This window comes from Maribacter sp. HTCC2170, from assembly GCF_000153165.2.
Taxonomy (GTDB): Bacteria; Bacteroidota; Bacteroidia; order Flavobacteriales; family Flavobacteriaceae; genus Maribacter_A.
In genome coordinates this window covers 1,356,548-1,374,611 of the sequence record NC_014472.1, presented here as the reverse complement: position 1 = coordinate 1,374,611, position 18,064 = coordinate 1,356,548, and the positions used below count along the sequence as shown (strand labels likewise).

The window sequence follows — 18,064 nt, the reverse complement described above, 5'->3', positions numbered from 1 at the left end:
TTGTTTATGAAGTTTAATTCGCAACTATTCAGTCAACTCTTTACTCATATTCGTATTGTTGTGTTCTTCAAAATACAAGTTGAGAATATTCATATTCGCTTTAATCAAATCCTGTGTTTCCAACAAAATACTAAAGTAAAGTGTTGTGTTTTTTGGACTTGATTCTTCAGTTCTGGTACGTACAACCTGTTTTTGAATAGATTCTTGAACACTATTTAACAAGGTCTGTTTTTCTTCAAGTATTCCAGGAACAATTTCGTGGAATGTACGTGCATCAAAAATCTTTCTGATTTCACCAAAAAGATGAACCAACTTGTCGTTGATGTCCAATAATTCTTCTGCTTGTTTTTTCTTTAGCTTCTTATGATTATTGTTTACATGCTTATGGCTCACTTTTGCGATCAAACTTGATGATTGGGCAACATCTTGTATACTGCCGATGACGTCAATATAAAACTTACTGGCTCCTAAATAAGAGTCATCAAGGTCTTTAATGAAATAGAAAATATCGTTCTGTAAGTCCTCAATTTCATTTTCTAATTTAACTACATTGTTTTTGGCTTTTTTAAGGCCATCTAAATCTTGATTTATCAATCCATTTATTGTGACCTGGTTTATTTTACTTACCCTTTTCAATGCTTTTGAGATATTATCGGCACTTTCCTCAATAACACCGTGGATTGATTGACTTTCGGCTTTATTTAAACTGTCTTCGGCCTTTACCTCGCGGGTTTTCTTCGTGTGGCTAATATAGTTTCTTACCAATAGTAATACCGCCAATAGTAATAGAACGGAAATCATTGCGCCACCTCCTAAATGAATTAGATACGCAACCGTTCCTGCCGCAATAAAAGCACTGATTGCCGTAAAGAACCATCCCCCGATTACGTTAAGGACTCCAGCAACTCTATAAACCGCACTTTCACTTCCCCAGGCCCTATCTGCCAAAGAAGTACCCATCGCAACCATAAAGGTTACATAAGTAGTTGATAATGGCAATTTCATCGAAGTTGCAATTGAGATCAATACACTTGCGACCATCAGGTTTACAGCAGCCCGCACTAAATCAAAAGCTGGTAGCTCATGCGTCTTACCTTTAGGGAGTTCAATTACAGGTTTTTGAAATTGGTTTTCAATCTTAGTTTGAATAGAATTTGGTATTACTGTGGCAGTGTATTTCGCTGCCAACATGGTAATACGAACTAAGTTTCTAGACAAAAAATTAGGGTTAAACCGTTCTTTTGTGTCACTTTGACTAGATAAATCAATTGAAGTCTTTACCACTCTTTTGGCTTTACTTGAGAACCATAAGGTCAAGACCATAACCAAACCAGCAACTAAAAGGAAAAAGGTCGGAGTCGGAACTTTTTTTCCAAGAACGTCCATGGCAAATTCTGTTGCTGGGACACCAGAAGCGGTCCATGCCTCATAAGATTGATAAGCTGCAATAGGCACACCTATAAAGTTCACCAAATCATTGCCTGCAAATGCCAATGCCAACGCAAATGTACCCACGCCAATAATGAGTATGTAAATGTTCTTTTTAAACACCGCTACTACTAAATATGACAACAAGCTCCATATCACAAAACTAATGGTTACGATGATAGCAGTCTTACCCTCAATCATAGGTTTTATTTCAGCATAATAATCTGTGCCTTTTAATCCTTTGATAAAGATAAAATAGGTGATTGCTGCTAAAGCAAATCCTCCAAATACAGCACCTACCCATTTGGCTTTCTTTTCAAAATTAAAGGAGAGTAACAGTCGTGATACATATTGCACCAATGCCCCTACTGAGAAGGCGACGACCACCGAAAGTAAAATACCCAAGATAATCTCTGTTGCCTTAGTTGTATTGATATAATTAACGACTTCAGAGAACGAACCTCCTGCGGCACCAATCTTAATCAATGCCATGGCTACAGCTGCTCCCAAAAGTTCAAAAACGATGGAAACCGTTGTTGAAGTTGGCATCCCAAGAGTGTTGAAAAAATCAAGCAGAAGAATGTCGGTAATCATCACGGCCATGAATATGATCATGATTTCATTGAACATGAACTCCCCAGGAACAAAAATTCCTTTCCGGGCAACTTCCATAAGTCCACTAGAGAAAACAGCACCACAAAAAATACCTAAACTGGCAACAATCATGATGGTTTTAAAAGAAATGGCTTTAGAACCTAGGGCGGAATTCAAAAAATTCACGGCATCATTACTAACACCTACGACAAGGTCTGCGATTGCTAATACGGCAAGCGCTATAATCATTAAAAAGTAAATATTGTCCATAATATAATTTAGTTGGTATAAGATATAAAATTGACGAAATATGTTGATAAAAAATATGACTTATATCAGTAAAACATGCACATTCGAATCAGTGTTACATTCTGATCATCAATATGTAATTATACAGATTGACAATCTAATCCAATTTGAACTAATGATTTATGAACAATTTATAACTGTTGAAAGTAACGTCGTAAACATAATTTATGTTTGGACAATCAATGTTAAGTAAACATTATGAAAGCGTTAAATTAAAAGGAGCTGTTGAATTTTGGAAAAACCCCTATTTTTTTCTTTTGTGTTTCAGGATTTCTGCATCGGTATAAAAAATAATTTCCTCGGCTATGTTCTTGATCAGGTCTCCAACACGTTCCAACTTTTTTATAACAGAAAACAAGAACAAGGCTTCCTTGATTAGGGTTTGGTCTTTTTGAATCTCCATCTCCAGAATTTGGAACGATTTAATATTGATTTTGTCAAGAACCTTGTCCTTTTTGAATACTTTCCGTGCTATTTTCACGTCTTTGTCTTCAAAGGCAATGGTAATATGATTCAACATAAGCTTAATCGTTTCCATCATTTTGTCAAAGTTCACTGCCTCAAATAATTGTGAGGGTATAGCTTTGTCTTCTTCCACCACATAATTGGCAATGTTAAAGGCGTGGTCTCCAATTCTTTCTAAATCAGAATTAATCTTTAGAATGGCCATAACAAAACGAAGATCAACTGCTACTGGGGTAAATAAGGCCAGAAATTTTTCGCAATCCTTTTCGATTTTGATATCCATTGCATTGACTCTATTCTCTTTATGTATAACTTCTTCTGATAGATCACTATCGTGGTTTACAAAAGCCTCAATTGATTTTTCCAATTGCGATGTGCATAAGTTAAGCATGTCAAATGCCGATTGGTTCAAAGATTCTTGCTGGTATTCTGCGTTATCCATGTCTTTTTATTTTAGCCAAATCGACCTGTTATGTAATTCTCGGTCTGTTTTTTATCTGGGTTCGTGAAAATTGTTTTTGTCTTTCCAAATTCTATAAGTTCACCCATATAGAAAAATGCTGTATAATCACTGATTCTACTGGCCTGTTGCATATTATGAGTAACAATAACTATGGTGTACTTCTTTTTCAATTCAAAAATAAGATCTTCGATTTTGGCTGTTGAGATGGGGTCCAGTGCTGAGGTTGGTTCGTCCATCAAGATAATGGATGGTTCTACTGCTAAAGTTCGTGCAATGCATAAACGTTGTTGTTGTCCTCCAGACAAAGCAAGACCAGATTTTTTCAGATTGTCTTTGACCTCATTCCAAAGGTCAGCTTGTTTTAAAGCTTTTTCTACCCTCTCGCGTATGAACTTTTTGTCGTTTATCCCTTGGATTTTTAAACCATAAGCTACATTGTCAAAGATGGATTTTGGAAAGGGGTTGGGTTTTTGGAAGACCATGCCGACTTCTTTACGAAGTTCTTCAACATTTACTTTTTTCTTGTAAATGTTTTTGTCATCAATTTTAATCTTTCCTTCCATTTTATAGCTATCCACGTAATCGTTCATTCTATTGAATAAACGAAGAAAAGTAGATTTTCCACAACCTGAAGGCCCAATAAATGCCGTTACAGAATTGGCTTTTATGCACATATCGATCCCTTTAATAGCTTGAAAATCACCATACCATACTTTGGAACCAGTGACTTCGATTTTTACCTTTCTCTTTAGTGAGGGATCAATTATTTTATCCACTATCTTAGGCTCTTTAACAAGTTCTTCCATAATTATTTCCATTTCTTTTGCCACTTATTTCTAAAATAAACTGCGATGCCGTTCATTATAAATGTGATTAATAACAAGATTATGATAGCGGCGGCTGCATTTTCAATAAAACCGTGTTGGGGTCTCGAAATCCAGTTGAAAATTTGGATTGGTAGTACAGAAAATTCATCCATTGGACTTTCTGGAGCAAATGGAACGTAAGCCAAGGCTCCAACAACAATCAAAGGCGCGGTTTCACCAACGGCCCTAGAAAGTGCCAATATTACGCCAGTAAGAATACCACCGCTTGAGGCAGGTAGTATCTGATGCCAAATTGTTTGCCATTTTGATGCTCCAAGTGCATAAGAAGCATCCTTAACTGTAGTTGGGACGGCTTTTATGGCTTCTCTTGTTGCTACAATGACAATAGGAAGTATTAACAATGAAAGTGTTAAACTCCCGGCAAGTACACTGGCGCCCAAATTCATTATTCTTACAAATACCTCAAGTCCCAAGAGACCGTATATAATCGAAGGAACTCCTGCCAAATTTGAAATGTTGATTTCCAGAATTCCGGCAAATCTGTTCTTTTTACCATATTCTTCTAAGTAAATACCAGCAGCTACGCCCAAAGGAAATGCTATGACTGTTGTTAGAAGTAAAATCCAGATACTGCCCATTAGAGCTGTATAGATCCCAGATTTTTCTGGTTTTCTCGAAGGTAAACTTGAAATAAAGCCCCAGTCTATTCGTCGTAGACCATCAATTAAAATGTCGCCTATGAATACAGAAAGCAGTACCAAACCAATTGCAGTACAAAAAATGCCCCAATACTTAAATGCATTATCCTTGAGCCTGTTTTTTATAAGACTATTCATATTTTTCTTGATATTTTTTCCTGATTCTATAGCTCAGGGTGTTCAACAAAAATGTGAAAGCGAATAAAGTAATTCCTGCAGCAAAAATTGTACGGTACTCGAGCGAACCATGTTGTACATCACCTAAGCTGACCTGAACAATATAAGCTGTAATAGTTTCTATTGGCACCGTGGGGTCAAGAGTCAACCTAGGTTGTTGGCCAGCCGCTACAGCTACAATCATTGTTTCACCAATAGCTCTTGAAATCGCCAGTATAATGGAGACAATTATACCTGAGGAGGCAGCTGGAACAATGACCTTAAATGCAGTCTGAAATTTTGTTGATCCCATACCATAAGAAGCTTCCCTAAGTGAGTCCGGGACCGAATGCAAAGCATCTTCGCTAATTGAAGAGATATAGGGTATAATCATTATTCCCATGACCAATCCTGCCGATAAAGAGTTGAAACCTGATAGATTTGGAATTATTTCTTGCAAGAAGGGAGTTACTACCACTAGGGCAAAGAAGCCATAAACCACTGTAGGGACAGCTGCCAACAATTCTAGAAGAGGTTTAACCGATTTTCGAAAACTTTTAGGCGCATATTCGCTTAAATAAATGCTTATTGACAGGCCAATGGGCAGTGCAAACGCTATAGCGATGAATGATGTGAGAAGGGTGCCAGAAAGCAATGGTAAAATGCCAAAATGTTTTTCGGTAAAGAGGGGAGTCCATTGTGAATCGGTAAAGAAATGGATAATGGAAACTTCACTAAAGAAGCGCACTGCCTCAATAGACAGCACAAGAATGATTCCAACTGTAACCGCAATGGTTACAAGGGCACTTGATAAGAGCGATTTCTCAATGATTAACTCTTTTATCTTTCGCATCGAACTTTAATTCTATTAAGGAAAGCAGATGCCCGAGAAGGCATCTGGCTTTCCTAAACCAACCTTTGTTTATTTGTTACTTTCAACAAAAGTTTGGAAATTCTCTTTTTGCACTTTGTAATTTTCATCAGGAAGCGGAATATATCCAACATCTTTGGACAGTTCGCCTGCGTTGTCTATATAAAAATCTACAAACTCAATAACCTCGGGAGCGGAAACGGAGGTGCTGTTCACATAGATGAACAAAGGCCTGGAAAGTGGCTTGTAAGTTCCGTTTTTCACGGTTTCCAATGATGGTTTTACAATTGATTCGCCATTATGAACTCCAATCAGCTGTAATCGATCCTTGTTTTCAGCGTAGTAAGCAAGGCCAAAGAAGCCCAAAGCATATTTATCACCAGCAATTCCCTGCACCAAAACGTGGTCGTCCTCACTTGCTGTAAAATCCCCTCTACTTGAACCGCTTTTTCCAACAACAGCTTCAGTGAAATAATCATATGTACCGGAGGCTACTCCAGGGCCGAACAAATGTATTTCCTCATTTGGCCACTCCGGTCGAATTTGATTCCATTTCATAACTTTTCCTTGAGCGGCAGGTTCCCAAATCTTTTTAAGTTCTTCCACTGTGAAATGGTCTACCCAGTTATTTTCAGGATGAACAATAACTGCAAGACCATCATAAGCAACTTCCAACTCTAAATACTTGATGTTGTTTTCTTTGCAGGCCGCTTTTTCTTTGTCTTTGATTGGTCTTGAGGCGTTTGAAAGATTGGTTTCTCCTCGAGAAAATTTCTTGAACCCGCCACCAGTACCTGAAACGCCAACGGTAACTTTCACCTTGGGTTGTACTCCTCTAAATTCTTCTGCTACTGCTTCAGTAATCGGAAATACAGTACTGGATCCATCCACTTTGATTGTTCCGGAAAGAGATGTAGTTTCTTGTGAAGCATCACCACCTTTTTTTTCTTTTTTATCACCGCATGCAACTATTGCCAATGCCAATGACGCAATAACCAATATTCTTTTCATTTTTTGTCTAATTTATTTTATACAAAGAAATAATGGGAAGGTTAAGTTGGAGTTAAGGCAAAATGAAGAAACTACTACTTTAAGGTTATTAATGTGTTAACGTACTTACATTAAATCAACACAAACGAAAAAAGAGGGCTATAATGGCCCTCTTTTTATCATTTAAAAGAATGCGTTTTCTAGAAATGTACATCCAATTGCAAGCGGTACATTAATTCATCATTGCTTCCATCAACTGATAGGTAGCTCAAATCGGTTTGAACTTTCAATTTATGCCCTACAATAAATTTTGAAAGCCCTAAGGTATATTGCTCTACAGGATCTCTTCCTGTAATGACTTCATCAAGGTTGATATCGGTATATCTTGCGGAGACCTCCCAATTGCTAGGAAATAGATAACCTGCTTGTAGGTTCAATGCATCTCCTACCTGAACTTCAGCACCTGTTAAAGAACCATCAGTGTTTTTAGCATAAGGATCATCTGCATCCCTTTTTGCATATTCCCCCATTAATGAAAAGCCATTGTATTTGAACATGGCATCCAAAAAGAAAGTATTGACGTCGGTCTCAAAAAATCCTGTGTCATTGATCATATAGGACCCCTGATTACTTCTGTTCTTTACTGCATTTTTATTGATATCATAGGTTGCGGCAAGCATTAATTTTGGTTTTTCTTCCCTTTTTAAATCACTGCCGCTATATTCTCCTTTGCTTTCGAACTTGCCAAAAGGCAAAAGTTCTAATCTCGCAGTATATTGATGTCCACCAATATTACCACTTGTTATGTTTCTTCCTTCACCCTGTGAAATGGCAAACTTTTCACGAACCAAGAATTTATCGGATAAGTTAAAATGGTGTCTCAGTTGAATACCTAGGTCGCGATCAATATTAAATCGACTGTTCAACAAAGAACGGTCTACTTGCTGTAGGTTCCCTGAAGATATAACACGTTCTATATTGCCGGGTAATTTGGTCTGCCCAACCCACAATTCAAAGTTTTCATGAAAGTTCCACATGACTACCGCATCAAGAATATATCTTGGTGCATTACTTGTGAAAGCTGAAGCTCCTGAAATATCCCTGTTGGACAACCCTAGTTCCAATTTGTATTTAAGTTTAGGAGTGTAGGCGAAACCATTGAATTTCAATCGTGCTCTGCGTACTAAAAAGTTTTGATTGGGATTAACCCAACCTCCATCTGCTCCTTCATCCCAAGTACTGGTGGACAGAAATTGCATACGTGCAGCAACTTTCATGGTCCAAGTGCTATCTTGACCAACGAGGTTGAAAAGGCCTTTTCCAAATTTAGGCGCATTCGTTTCTTGTGAAAATGAAGTGATGATCCCTGAAAGGATCAATGCTAAAGTAATGAGTTTGGTTTTCATTGTGTTATTTAGTTTTATCGGTGCAAATAACCAAAACCAATGTTAATTTAATGTTTTTTAAACGTCAATTTTTAATCATTTTTAACCGGCATATATTCTTATATAAAGTTAATGAATAAGCGCCATTTTTCCTCATTTTATACTGGGTAATAATGTATCTTGTGCCAACAAAATTCTACTATGAACTGGGAACAATTACTCTCTCTTAAACGCCATGGCGATTCACATAAAAGAATAAGAAAAGAACAGGATGAAACTCGTTTGGGTTTTGAGGTTGATTATGATAGGATCATCTTTTCATCGGCTTTCAGAAGCCTTCAGGATAAGACGCAAGTAATACCACTTTCCAAGACCGATTTTGTTCATACACGCCTTACGCATAGTTTGGAAGTATCTGTAGTTGGTAGAAGCTTAGGTAGGATTGCTGGAAAAAAAATATTGGAAAAACATCCTCATCTGAGTGAGGTCCACGGGTATAAATTCAATGATTTTGGAGCTATTGTTGCTGCCTCCGCTTTGGCGCATGACATTGGAAATCCACCTTTTGGTCATAGTGGCGAAAAAGCGATTGGCGAGTATTTTAAAACTGGCTTGGGGCAACGCTTTAAAGAAGTTTTATCAGCAAAGGAGTATCAAGATATTATCGATTTTGAAGGTAATGCCAATGGCTTTAAGTTATTGACTGAATCTCGACTAGGGGTTGAGGGTGGTTTGCGGTTAAGTTATGCAACATTGGGGGCTTTTATGAAGTACCCAAAAGAATCTCTTCCCAAAAAGCCGTCTGGCCATATTGCTGATAAAAAGTTTGGATTTTTTCAGGCAGAGAAAAACACTTTTTTGGATGTTGTCAAAGAATTGGGTCTGCAGCAAACCAGGAATGGTGATGATGTTTCTTTCTCAAGGCATCCACTTACTTTTTTGGTAGAGGCAGCGGACGATATTTGCTATACAATTATTGATTTCGAAGATGGGATTAACTTGGGTCTTATTTCAGAAGATTATGCTTTGGAATATTTAATTAAACTGGTAAAGGATCGCATTAACACTAAAAAATATAATGCATTAGCCTATAAAGAGGATAGATTGAGTTATTTACGAGCGTTGGCCATTAATACTTTAATAACTGATGCTATTGATGTTTTCACAAAGAATGAAGAAGCTATTTTAGCTGGTTCCTTTGATGTTTCTCTACTGGACAAAAGTAAATATGAAGCTCAAACTGCCGATATTATAGCATTGAGCGTTGACAAAATATACAGATCACAAGAAGTTATAGAAAAAGAGATTGCAGGGTACAGAATAATTTCAGATTTGTTGGATGTTTATACAACAGCACTGGTAAGGACTAATAAAGGGAAAGCCTCAAATTATGACAAACTAATGGTCAACACTCTTCCCAAATTTTATCAGCGAACGGAGTTGCCTTTATATAATATATTGTTGAATACCTGTTGTTATGTGGCAAGCCTCTCTGATAGTGCTGCGATTCTCTTGCATCGAAAAATCAAGGGTATAGAAATTTAATGCGTTGATTAAACTTTTTGAAGCTTAATTTCCTCTACAAATCCTAAATTTGATTTTTTCTGATTGTTTTATTCTAGGTGAGGCAGATGCGTAATTCTTTAGCGACAATATGAATTGAAAATGAAAGAAGTTACTTCAGTTTTAAATGTCAAGCCACTTTTTAAATTCAGAAGCCTTGTTTTTGCTAATTATTATAGAATTCTCAGAAGGAGGGTTCAATTCAATTTTTAATTGATTATTGCCATATCTTAATATTTCATCAATCCCTTTCACAGAGATAATATATTGCCTGTTTGCCCTAAAGAAAAACATTGGGTCAAGACTGCCATAAAGTTCATCTAGACTCGAGTTACTCGAATGCCTTTGACCGTCAACACAGGTTATAGTTGTCAAAGAATTCTGAGTATTTATAAATGCTATTTCATCAACCTTAACAGATTTCAATTTATCTCTAGAATAGGTCAATAATCGGTTTTTGATTTTAGTGTTTTCTTCACTATCCTCCTCAATGTTTTTACTGATCTTATTCTTTAAATTGTACAGATCACTATTCATTTTTGAAAGGTTAATCACTTCCTCCGATAGTTTTTCGTTTTTTAGCTCTAGGGTGTTTTCATAATAACTGCCTAAAAACCGAACGGTCAAAAGAGATAACAAAACTATTGTAGCACTTGAAAGTAAGTAGACCAACAGAAAATTGAACTTTAGCTTATCTATTTGTTTTTCGATTTTATCAATATTAGCATGGGCTGCAATAATCCAATCAGAATTCTTGACAGGGTACAGATAAATTATCTCTGAGTTTCTATCTTCATTTGGAAAGTCCCTTATTCCCCCTTTTTGTTTTTTATTGGTCAATAGGCCATAAAAATCCTCTGAATTTATTTCATTATCAATAGATCTAACATAGGATTCATTTGGATTTGTTTTTTTTCCAATTTTCTGTGGATCTGGATGGCAGATTTCGACACCCGACCAATCGAACATACAAACGAATCCAGATTCTATATCGGTACCTTCAATGCTTTTTTGAATATTATTGACTACAGTTTCACGTGCTATTCCGTTGGCCAATTGTGAAGACACCAATTCAGCAAATTCTCGGGCCTCTCGTTTACTTGATTCAATTTGGATTTCAAGAAATTGATTGGTACTGACCTTTACCATATAGGACATACTAAAATAACCGATGATAAACACAATGGTCGATATGGCCAGAAGGGTAAACAGATATAGATTGTCTTTTTTCAAAAAACGATAAAACCTTTAAAGTTAATTTTTCCTTTTCAAGTGCATTTTTTCCTTATTCACATAAATTTATTTGAAATAGGGATAAGTGTGGGGTTAAATTACTTCCATAAATAATCTAACACACCACAAATTATGAAAAATATATTTTTAGTATTGTTTGTGTCTGCCTTTTTACTTCAAAGTTGTAGCAGCGATGACGACCCGGCACCCAAAATCGATGATGACCCAATACAAATGGATGACCCTGTACCAGAAGTCAATTCAGTACAGCTTGGAGATGATGCCACTTTAGGTAAAATACTTACCGATTCTAATGGAATGTCTCTTTATTACTTTTCTTTAGACACGAAAGAAACTTCGGAGTGTACGAGTTCGGCATGCTTAGATGCATGGCCAATTTTCTATGAGGAAACCATAACAGTTGACGCTGGTTTGGAAATTTCAGATTTTGGGACGATCGATCGTGCCGATGGGGCAAAACAAACTACCTACCAAGGCTGGCCTCTTTATTATTATGTAAATGATAATGCAGCGGGTGAAACAAATGGCGAAGACGTTAACAATGTATGGTATGTGGCCAAACCAGATTATTCCTTAATGTATGTACGTACACAATTAGTTGGCCATGATGGTTTGAACTATTTGGGGGATTATACAGAGGGTGATGGTGCCACATCATATATTACCGATATCGATGGGAATACGCTATATATATTTATAAACGATAGAAAGGACACCAATAACTTTACAAATTCAGATTTTTCCAATGACGGGGCTTGGCCCATTTTTGAAATGGATCTTGACAAAATACCGAGTATTTTGGATATGGCAGATTTTGGAAGTATAGATGTTTTTGGAAGAACACAAGTAACTTATAAAGGGTGGCCACTGTATTATTTTGGACAAGATATGGCGCGTGGAGACAATAAGGGAATTAGTTTTCCATTCCCTGGAGCATGGCCAATTGCAAATGTTGACACCCCTATGGCACCAGAGCCGGAAAGTACCGTGAAATTGGCCGAGGATGGCACATTTGGTAATATTTTGACCGATGCTGAAGGGAATTCGCTCTATTTCTTCTCGTTGGATACTAAGGACAACTCAGCTTGCACCAGTGCCGGATGTTTAGGGGCATGGCCCGTTTTTTACCAAGAAGACATCATAGTTGACGCCGGATTGGATGCCGCTGATTTTGCTACAATCGAAAGAACTGACGGGGCTATGCAGACGACTTATAAAGGATGGCCACTTTATTATTTTGCCGGCGACAATGCTGCTGGAGATACTAGTGGGGATAAGGTCAATGATGTATGGTATATTGCCAAACCAGATTATTCTTTAATGTATGTCAGAGCTCAACTGATGGGTCATGATGGATTAAATTATTTAGGAGATTACACAGAAGGTGATGGGTCGACATTTTATATAACCGACATTGAAGGAAGAACGCTATACGGTTTTATAGCAGATACAAAGGACACAAATAATTATACCTCTTCTGATTTTTCAAATGACAGTGTATGGCCCATTTTTGAGATGGATCTTGATAAAATACCAAGTATCCTTGACCCTGCAGATTTTGGAAGTATAGATGTTTTTGGTAGAACACAAGTTACTTATAAAGGATGGCCACTTTATTATTTTGGGCAAGATGAGGCACGTGGTGATAATAAGGGTATTAGTTTCCCCGCACCTGGCGTATGGCCAATTCTTAATGTTGATTCTCCCCCATTGGAGTAGAGAAGTTAACTATATTAATTAGAATTATTTCTTAGTTTAGGAGAAACAGTAAATATGAAGAAGATACAATTATTCATAACCATTACGGCTTTGGCATTTGTTTTGTCATCCTGTGAATACAACGTTGAAAATGAAGATGTGGTGATAGATCCTTGTGAAACAGAGGTCTCATATGGCAATGTCATACGACCATTGATTGATTCAAATTGTATGCCTTGTCATAATGGTGATGGCAATACTCCTTTTGCACCGGATTTAACGAATTACAATTCGGTGCAGGGAATTGCCAGTTTGATAAAGGATGTAACCCAAAGTGGTCGCATGCCAAAAAATGGCAGCTTGACCGAGGTCGAGAAAGATGCTATTAAATGTTGGGTTGATCAAGGAGCCCTGAATAATTAAAATCATAATAAATTGAGAGGTAGAAAGTTTAGAATAATAATAGGGTTCTTTTTAATCGTGATTAGCGGTTTGATCGTTTCTTTATTTTATTATAATAAACCACATGTGAACGTTGAAAAATCTGATGCAATTTATAGTTTAACTGCGCAGAATCTCATTAAGGAGTATCAGGAAAATGAATTGGGTACGGACAAGAAATATACTGAACAAATTATTGAAATCGAAGGTCATATTCATGAGATTTCAACTTTAAAGGGAAGCAGTGTTATTACGCTAAAAGATCCAGAATCTGATTCCAGTATTATATGTCATATGCAGGCGAAGGACAATAAAAGGGCATTGACCCTTAAAAAAGGCCAAAGGGTAACAATTAAAGGAGTCTGTACAGGATATCTCCTCGATGTAATGATGGTAAGGTGTATTTTAGTTGAATAAACAATATGAAAGGATTTTATTTTATAGTTTTTGGCACCTTGCTTATGCATAATATTAGTGCCCAGGACAAGTATCTAACCAAAGAAGGGTTTGTGTCTTTTTTTTCACACTCAATTGTGGAGGATATCAAGGCTGACAACAATCAGGTTTTAAGTATTGTAGATACGAGTACTGGAAAAATCGCCATTCAATTGTTGATGAGGTCCTTTATATTCGAGAAGGCATTGATGCGTGAACATTTCAATGAGAACTATGTTGAATCGTATAAATTTCCCAAGGCCACATTTTCAGGGGAAATAAAAAATTTTGCCGATCTTGATGAAACAAATACGGTTGCTGAAATAGTTGGGACATTGACCGTTCATGGTAAGCAAAAAGAAATCAGCAGCATGGTCACCGTAATTATTGCAGATAATAATATTACTCTCACCGGTGATTTTATGGTAGAAGTGGCGGATTTTGATATTAAGATTCCTGCTATTGTTGCCAATAATATAGCTAAGACCATAAAAGTGAGTTTTGAATTGCATCATGAACCTTATAATTAAAACTATGAAATACACTCTGCTATTCGTCATTATGTTGTTTGTTTCATTAAGAGGAAATTCTCAAGATTTAGAATCCATTCTAGAGCAGGAATCGTCAGATACTACCCATTTGGTATTTGCTACGTTCAATGGTACTAGGTTACTGAATGGCCATTCTGTAGAAACTAGGAAAGAAGGTATTCTTGAATTTATGATTTCGCATCGTTTTGGCAGGGTCAATTCTGGGTTTGACCAGCTCTTTGGATTGGACGAATCGAACATTAGATTTGGTTTTGAATATGCTTTCGCTGATAAACTAACCATAGCATTGGGTAGAAGTTCATTTGAAAAAACTTTTGATACTTATGCAAAATATAGGTTGGCGCAACAGAAAACAGGGAAAAACCCTTTTCCTTTGAGTATTACTCTTTTTGGAAGTGCTACCGCAGAAACGATTAAGGATTATTTGCCAGAAAACAAGCCTTCATTCAGTGAGAGGATTACTTATACGGGTCAAGTATTGTTAGCTCATAAAATGAATCCGAACCTTTCTTTACAGGTTATGCCCACATTTGTTCATTTTAATACCGTACCATTCGATAATGACCCACATGATATGTTCGCCTTAGGAATTGGCACTCGCATAAAGATCAGCAAACGTGTATCGCTTAACGGAGAGTATTATTATAATATAAACCCTTTTGAATCGGTAGACGTAAAAAATTCCCTCGCATTGGGCATTGATATAGAAACTGGCGGGCATATTTTTCAGCTTGTTTTTACAAATGCGGTTTCTATGATCGAAAAAGGCTTTATTTCAGAAACTACTGGAGGCTTCTTTAATGGCGACATCCATTTTGGATTTAATATATCAAGAGCATTTCAAATAAAAAAAACGAAATAGCTCTTTAGTTTAATGTCTTTTAACCCACCCTCTCTGGGGAATGAGAGAAATTGCTATGAAAACAAGGGCCTTTCTTTAAGAAGGGCCTTTGAAGGATATTAGGTTATACATTAATTAGAATTCATATGTCACTCCCACACCAAGTAATTGTTTGAATTGTAATCTGGGTTCCCCAGGATCAATGACAATGCCATTTGCATCTACTTGGCGATCAAAAAGAATATCATCATCATAAATAAAATGCGTACCTAAGCTTGTGGTTATATATTTATTGACTTTTAAGTTAATATTCAATTCCCAATCAATATCAATATTTCCAAAACTAGAGAGATAGTCTGTGTATAAACTAAGGTTAGAACGTAGACCAACATTTTCCATAATTGCTGTCTCCCACTTGTTTGTGATTAGAAAACCAAGCTCGATGAATTGGTTTTCTCCTTCGGTCAGAACGTTTCCATTGGAATCTAGAATTGCTTTTTTAACTCCAAACGCTCCTTTGTTGGCTAAATCTTGATCCATAACAAATGTAGCTTTTTGGGTCAAAGGAGAAACATAAAGGTTGAATTTTTGATTTTCTGAAATATAGGACGTACCTGCACCTAGAAAGAAATATCCGGGAGCCATAAATCTAGAAATCGGGGTGGTACGGTCGGGATATTTGTAACCGTTTGCGAATTGAGTGTTAAATTTGGCTTTTACCGAATAATACCAATTACTTATTGTATCTCTTCGGTATCCGAAGGTAGAGCTAAACCTTATCGCATCATCTGTTTTACGAAGCTTACGTCCTTCTTGTGCATTGAGACCGTATTTTAACTGAAGATAATTATCCCATTTAATGTACCTGAACTTGTAATTTCGTTCAAATCTTGCATTGCCTAACCCAGAAACCGAATTATTACCACCAGCATTCCAATTTACAAAAGCTACCTCGCTTAGGTTTATGCCCAATTTATTTATTTTGGTCCAAAACGAAGGCACCCTAAACTTACTAGATACATTTAGCAAAGGTTTTGTTTTATTGAATGAAATAATGGGATTGGTCAAATTAACCCCTCGAGGTATATATTTTATTTTTAAGAGTGTACGTCGTATTACCACAGTATCTATACGCGTAGAATCTATAACTGTTGAATCAATTTGATTTAATCTAGGAATTGAATCCTGTGTATACCCCCAACTAAAGCAAATAAATAGAATAAATACCGAAATTACCTCTCTTAAAATCCTACTGTGCATTTATGATATTGTTAATATGTTCTTTGATTGATTGACTATCTATTTGTGCGATTTTTTGGAGCTCCTCAGTTGTACCATGTTCTATAAAATTATCAGGTATCCCAAGAATATCAAGTTTTCCACTATAACCTGACGCATTTGCAAATTCTAAAACAGAACTTCCGAAACCACCTGCTTTGCATCCATCCTCAACCGTTATGATATTTGAATAGCTCGAAAACACCTCCAATAGCAAATTCATATCCAGCGGCTTTATAAACCTCATATCATAATGACCAACTTTGTTTGGGTTACTTGTCGAAGGAATTGTTTCTGAAATCATATTACCGATATGTCCAATTGACAGAACCGCAATTTGTGTACCCTTTTTGAGTTCTGTGGCCTTTCCAATTTCAATTTTTTCAAAAGGTTTTTGCCAACCGGTAGAATTTCCCCTGCCTCGTGGATATCTAATTGCTATAGGTTGTGATAATCCCAATTGTGAAGTGTACATAATATTACGCAGCTCAACTTCGTTCATGGGCGCAAAAATAATAAGATTGGGAATACAGCCCAAAAAGGCAAGGTCATAAACACCGTGATGAGTAGCACCATCTTGCCCTACAAGACCTGCCCGGTCCAAACAAAATACCACGGGTAATTTCTGTATGGCAACATCATGGATTACTTGATCATAGGCGCGCTGTAAAAAGGTTGAATAGATATTACAGAAAGGCACTAATCCTTCAGCCGCCATACCAGCAGATAATGTTACGGCATGTTGTTCGGCTATACCTACGTCAAAAGCACGTTCAGGAATTTCATTCATCATGAATTTTAATGAACTTCCCGTTGGCATGGCCGGTGTTATACCCACTATATTTTTATTCTTTTTTGCTAGCTCTACTATTGTATGACCAAATACATCCTGGTATTTTGGAGGAAGATTTAAATCAGATTCTTTCTGCAGTACCCCTGAGTGTTTATCAAATTTGCCTGGGGCATGATATACGACCTGATTTTCCTCAGCTTCTTTTAGACCCTTACCTTTTGTGGTAATGATGTGCAATAATTTTGGCCCCGATACATTTTTTAGTCTTTCAAGTTCTCGAAGTAGGCTATTTAAATTATGACCGTCAATAGGTCCAGTATAATCAAAATTTAAACATTCGAAAATGTTTTCATCTTTGGCAGTACCCTTTTTTACATTGGTTAAATATTTTTTTAAAGCTCCAACACTGGGGTCAATGCCAATGGCATTGTCATTGAGTACCACCAGCATATTGGCGTTCGTAACACCAGCATGATTTAAACCTTCAAAGGCCATGCCACTGGCAATAGAGGCATCTCCTATTACTGCAATGTGATTTCTTTGCGTATCGCCATTTAATTGTGCTGCTATTGCCATTCCAAGAATAGCGGAAATCGAGGTAGAACTGTGACCGGTTCCAAAAGGGTCATAATTGCTTTCAGATTTATTAGGAAATCCACTAATTCCTCCCAATTGGCGGTTCGTTTCAAAGAGATTTTTTCTACCAGTCAATATTTTATGACCATAGGCTTGGTGGCCAACATCCCAAATTAGTTTATCATCTGGTGTATTGAAAACATAATGTAGGGCAATAGTTAATTCAACCACTCCCAAACTGGCACCGAGATGCCCTTCTTTAACGGCAATAATATCGATAATGAATTTGCGTAGCTCCTTGGCAAGCTTGGGCAAATCGTCTTTAGCAAGGTTTCGCAGGTCTAATGGTGAATTTATATGTTCGAGAAGTGAGACCAAGTCAGATAGTTAAGATGCAAAAATAGGTCTTTTAAAGATATTTCAGTTCTTTTCTATTCTGGTAAAATTG

16 protein-coding genes are annotated in these 18,064 nt (G+C 36.8%); 6 read left to right on the top strand and 10 right to left on the bottom strand.

Translation table 11 applies throughout. From position 1 onward, the window contains the following. Positions 1-24: 24 nt before the first annotated feature. From FB2170_RS06130 to FB2170_RS06100, 7 genes are all read right to left on the bottom strand, one after another. Entirely contained in the window at positions 25-2,292 is a 2,268-nt protein-coding gene (locus FB2170_RS06130; protein WP_013305662.1) for an inorganic phosphate transporter, read from the bottom strand. 283 nt (positions 2,293-2,575) lie between these two features. Continuing rightward, positions 2,576-3,238: a phosphate signaling complex protein PhoU gene (gene phoU, locus FB2170_RS06125; RefSeq protein ID WP_013305660.1), complete on the bottom strand. Its 663-nt coding sequence runs from the start codon at positions 3,236-3,238 to the stop codon at positions 2,576-2,578. Positions 3,239-3,249: 11 nt separating this feature from the next. After that, positions 3,250-4,065 carry a phosphate ABC transporter ATP-binding protein PstB gene (gene pstB / locus FB2170_RS06120; RefSeq protein WP_148232070.1) on the bottom strand — a complete coding sequence of 272 codons (816 nt, stop codon included), beginning with the start codon at positions 4,063-4,065 and terminating at the stop codon, positions 3,250-3,252. Positions 4,066-4,067: 2 nt separating this feature from the next. Further along, the gene (gene pstA, locus FB2170_RS06115) at positions 4,068-4,922 is read right to left on the bottom strand and encodes a phosphate ABC transporter permease PstA (RefSeq protein ID WP_013305658.1); all 855 of its coding nucleotides are present in this window, start codon (positions 4,920-4,922) and stop codon (positions 4,068-4,070) included. Continuing rightward, entirely contained in the window at positions 4,915-5,793 is an 879-nt protein-coding gene (pstC, locus tag FB2170_RS06110) for a phosphate ABC transporter permease subunit PstC (RefSeq protein WP_013305657.1), read from the bottom strand. The genes pstA and pstC overlap by 8 nt, the downstream gene beginning before the upstream one ends. A 69-nt stretch (positions 5,794-5,862) precedes the next feature. Next, a complete protein-coding gene (locus FB2170_RS06105; RefSeq protein WP_013305656.1) occupies positions 5,863-6,822 on the bottom strand; it encodes a PstS family phosphate ABC transporter substrate-binding protein in 960 nt (319 codons plus the stop codon). Positions 6,823-7,001: 179 nt separating this feature from the next. Next, positions 7,002-8,207, bottom strand: a complete 1,206-nt coding sequence (locus FB2170_RS06100) for a porin (protein ID WP_013305655.1) — start codon at positions 8,205-8,207, stop codon at positions 7,002-7,004. Positions 8,208-8,387: 180 nt separating this feature from the next. On the opposite strand from FB2170_RS06100, the gene dgt reads away from it, so the two are divergent. Beyond that, positions 8,388-9,731, top strand: coding sequence for a dGTP triphosphohydrolase (dgt, locus tag FB2170_RS06095; RefSeq protein ID WP_013305654.1), 1,344 nt, complete (start codon positions 8,388-8,390; stop codon positions 9,729-9,731). Positions 9,732-9,872: 141 nt separating this feature from the next. On the opposite strand, the gene FB2170_RS06090 is transcribed toward dgt, so the two are convergent. After that, positions 9,873-10,982 carry a LytTR family transcriptional regulator gene (locus FB2170_RS06090; protein WP_041632694.1) on the bottom strand — a complete coding sequence of 370 codons (1,110 nt, stop codon included), beginning with the start codon at positions 10,980-10,982 and terminating at the stop codon, positions 9,873-9,875. Between the two features lie 132 nt (positions 10,983-11,114). Here FB2170_RS06090 and FB2170_RS17170 point away from each other — a divergent pair, with 132 nt between their 5' ends. Genes FB2170_RS17170 through FB2170_RS06060 form a run of 5 tightly spaced genes read left to right on the top strand, consistent with a single transcriptional unit; the run spans position 11,115 to position 14,990 of the window. Continuing rightward, complete coding sequence (locus tag FB2170_RS17170) at positions 11,115-12,722, top strand: putative lipoprotein (RefSeq protein WP_013305652.1); 1,608 nt, start codon at positions 11,115-11,117, stop codon at positions 12,720-12,722. A 54-nt stretch (positions 12,723-12,776) separates the two neighbouring features. Continuing rightward, positions 12,777-13,124 (top strand): c-type cytochrome, encoded by a 348-nt coding sequence (locus FB2170_RS06075; protein ID WP_013305651.1) that lies wholly within the window; start codon positions 12,777-12,779, stop codon positions 13,122-13,124. A 12-nt stretch (positions 13,125-13,136) separates the two neighbouring features. Next, on the top strand, positions 13,137-13,559 hold the full coding sequence (locus FB2170_RS06070; protein WP_083802951.1) for an OB-fold protein: 423 nt from the start codon (positions 13,137-13,139) through the stop codon (positions 13,557-13,559). A gap of 5 nt (positions 13,560-13,564) precedes the next feature. Continuing rightward, positions 13,565-14,107 carry a YceI family protein gene (locus FB2170_RS06065; RefSeq protein WP_013305649.1) on the top strand — a complete coding sequence of 181 codons (543 nt, stop codon included), beginning with the start codon at positions 13,565-13,567 and terminating at the stop codon, positions 14,105-14,107. 4 nt (positions 14,108-14,111) lie between these two features. Continuing rightward, a complete protein-coding gene (locus FB2170_RS06060; RefSeq protein ID WP_041633080.1) occupies positions 14,112-14,990 on the top strand; it encodes a DUF5777 family beta-barrel protein in 879 nt (292 codons plus the stop codon). A 114-nt stretch (positions 14,991-15,104) separates the two neighbouring features. On the opposite strand, the gene FB2170_RS06055 is transcribed toward FB2170_RS06060, so the two are convergent. Further along, on the bottom strand, positions 15,105-16,229 hold the full coding sequence (locus FB2170_RS06055; RefSeq protein ID WP_013305647.1) for a DUF3078 domain-containing protein: 1,125 nt from the start codon (positions 16,227-16,229) through the stop codon (positions 15,105-15,107). Further along, the gene (locus FB2170_RS06050) at positions 16,219-17,994 is read right to left on the bottom strand and encodes a 1-deoxy-D-xylulose-5-phosphate synthase (protein WP_013305646.1); all 1,776 of its coding nucleotides are present in this window, start codon (positions 17,992-17,994) and stop codon (positions 16,219-16,221) included. Before FB2170_RS06050 ends, FB2170_RS06055 begins: the two co-directional genes overlap by 11 nt. Between the last annotated feature and the right edge of the window lie 70 nt (positions 17,995-18,064).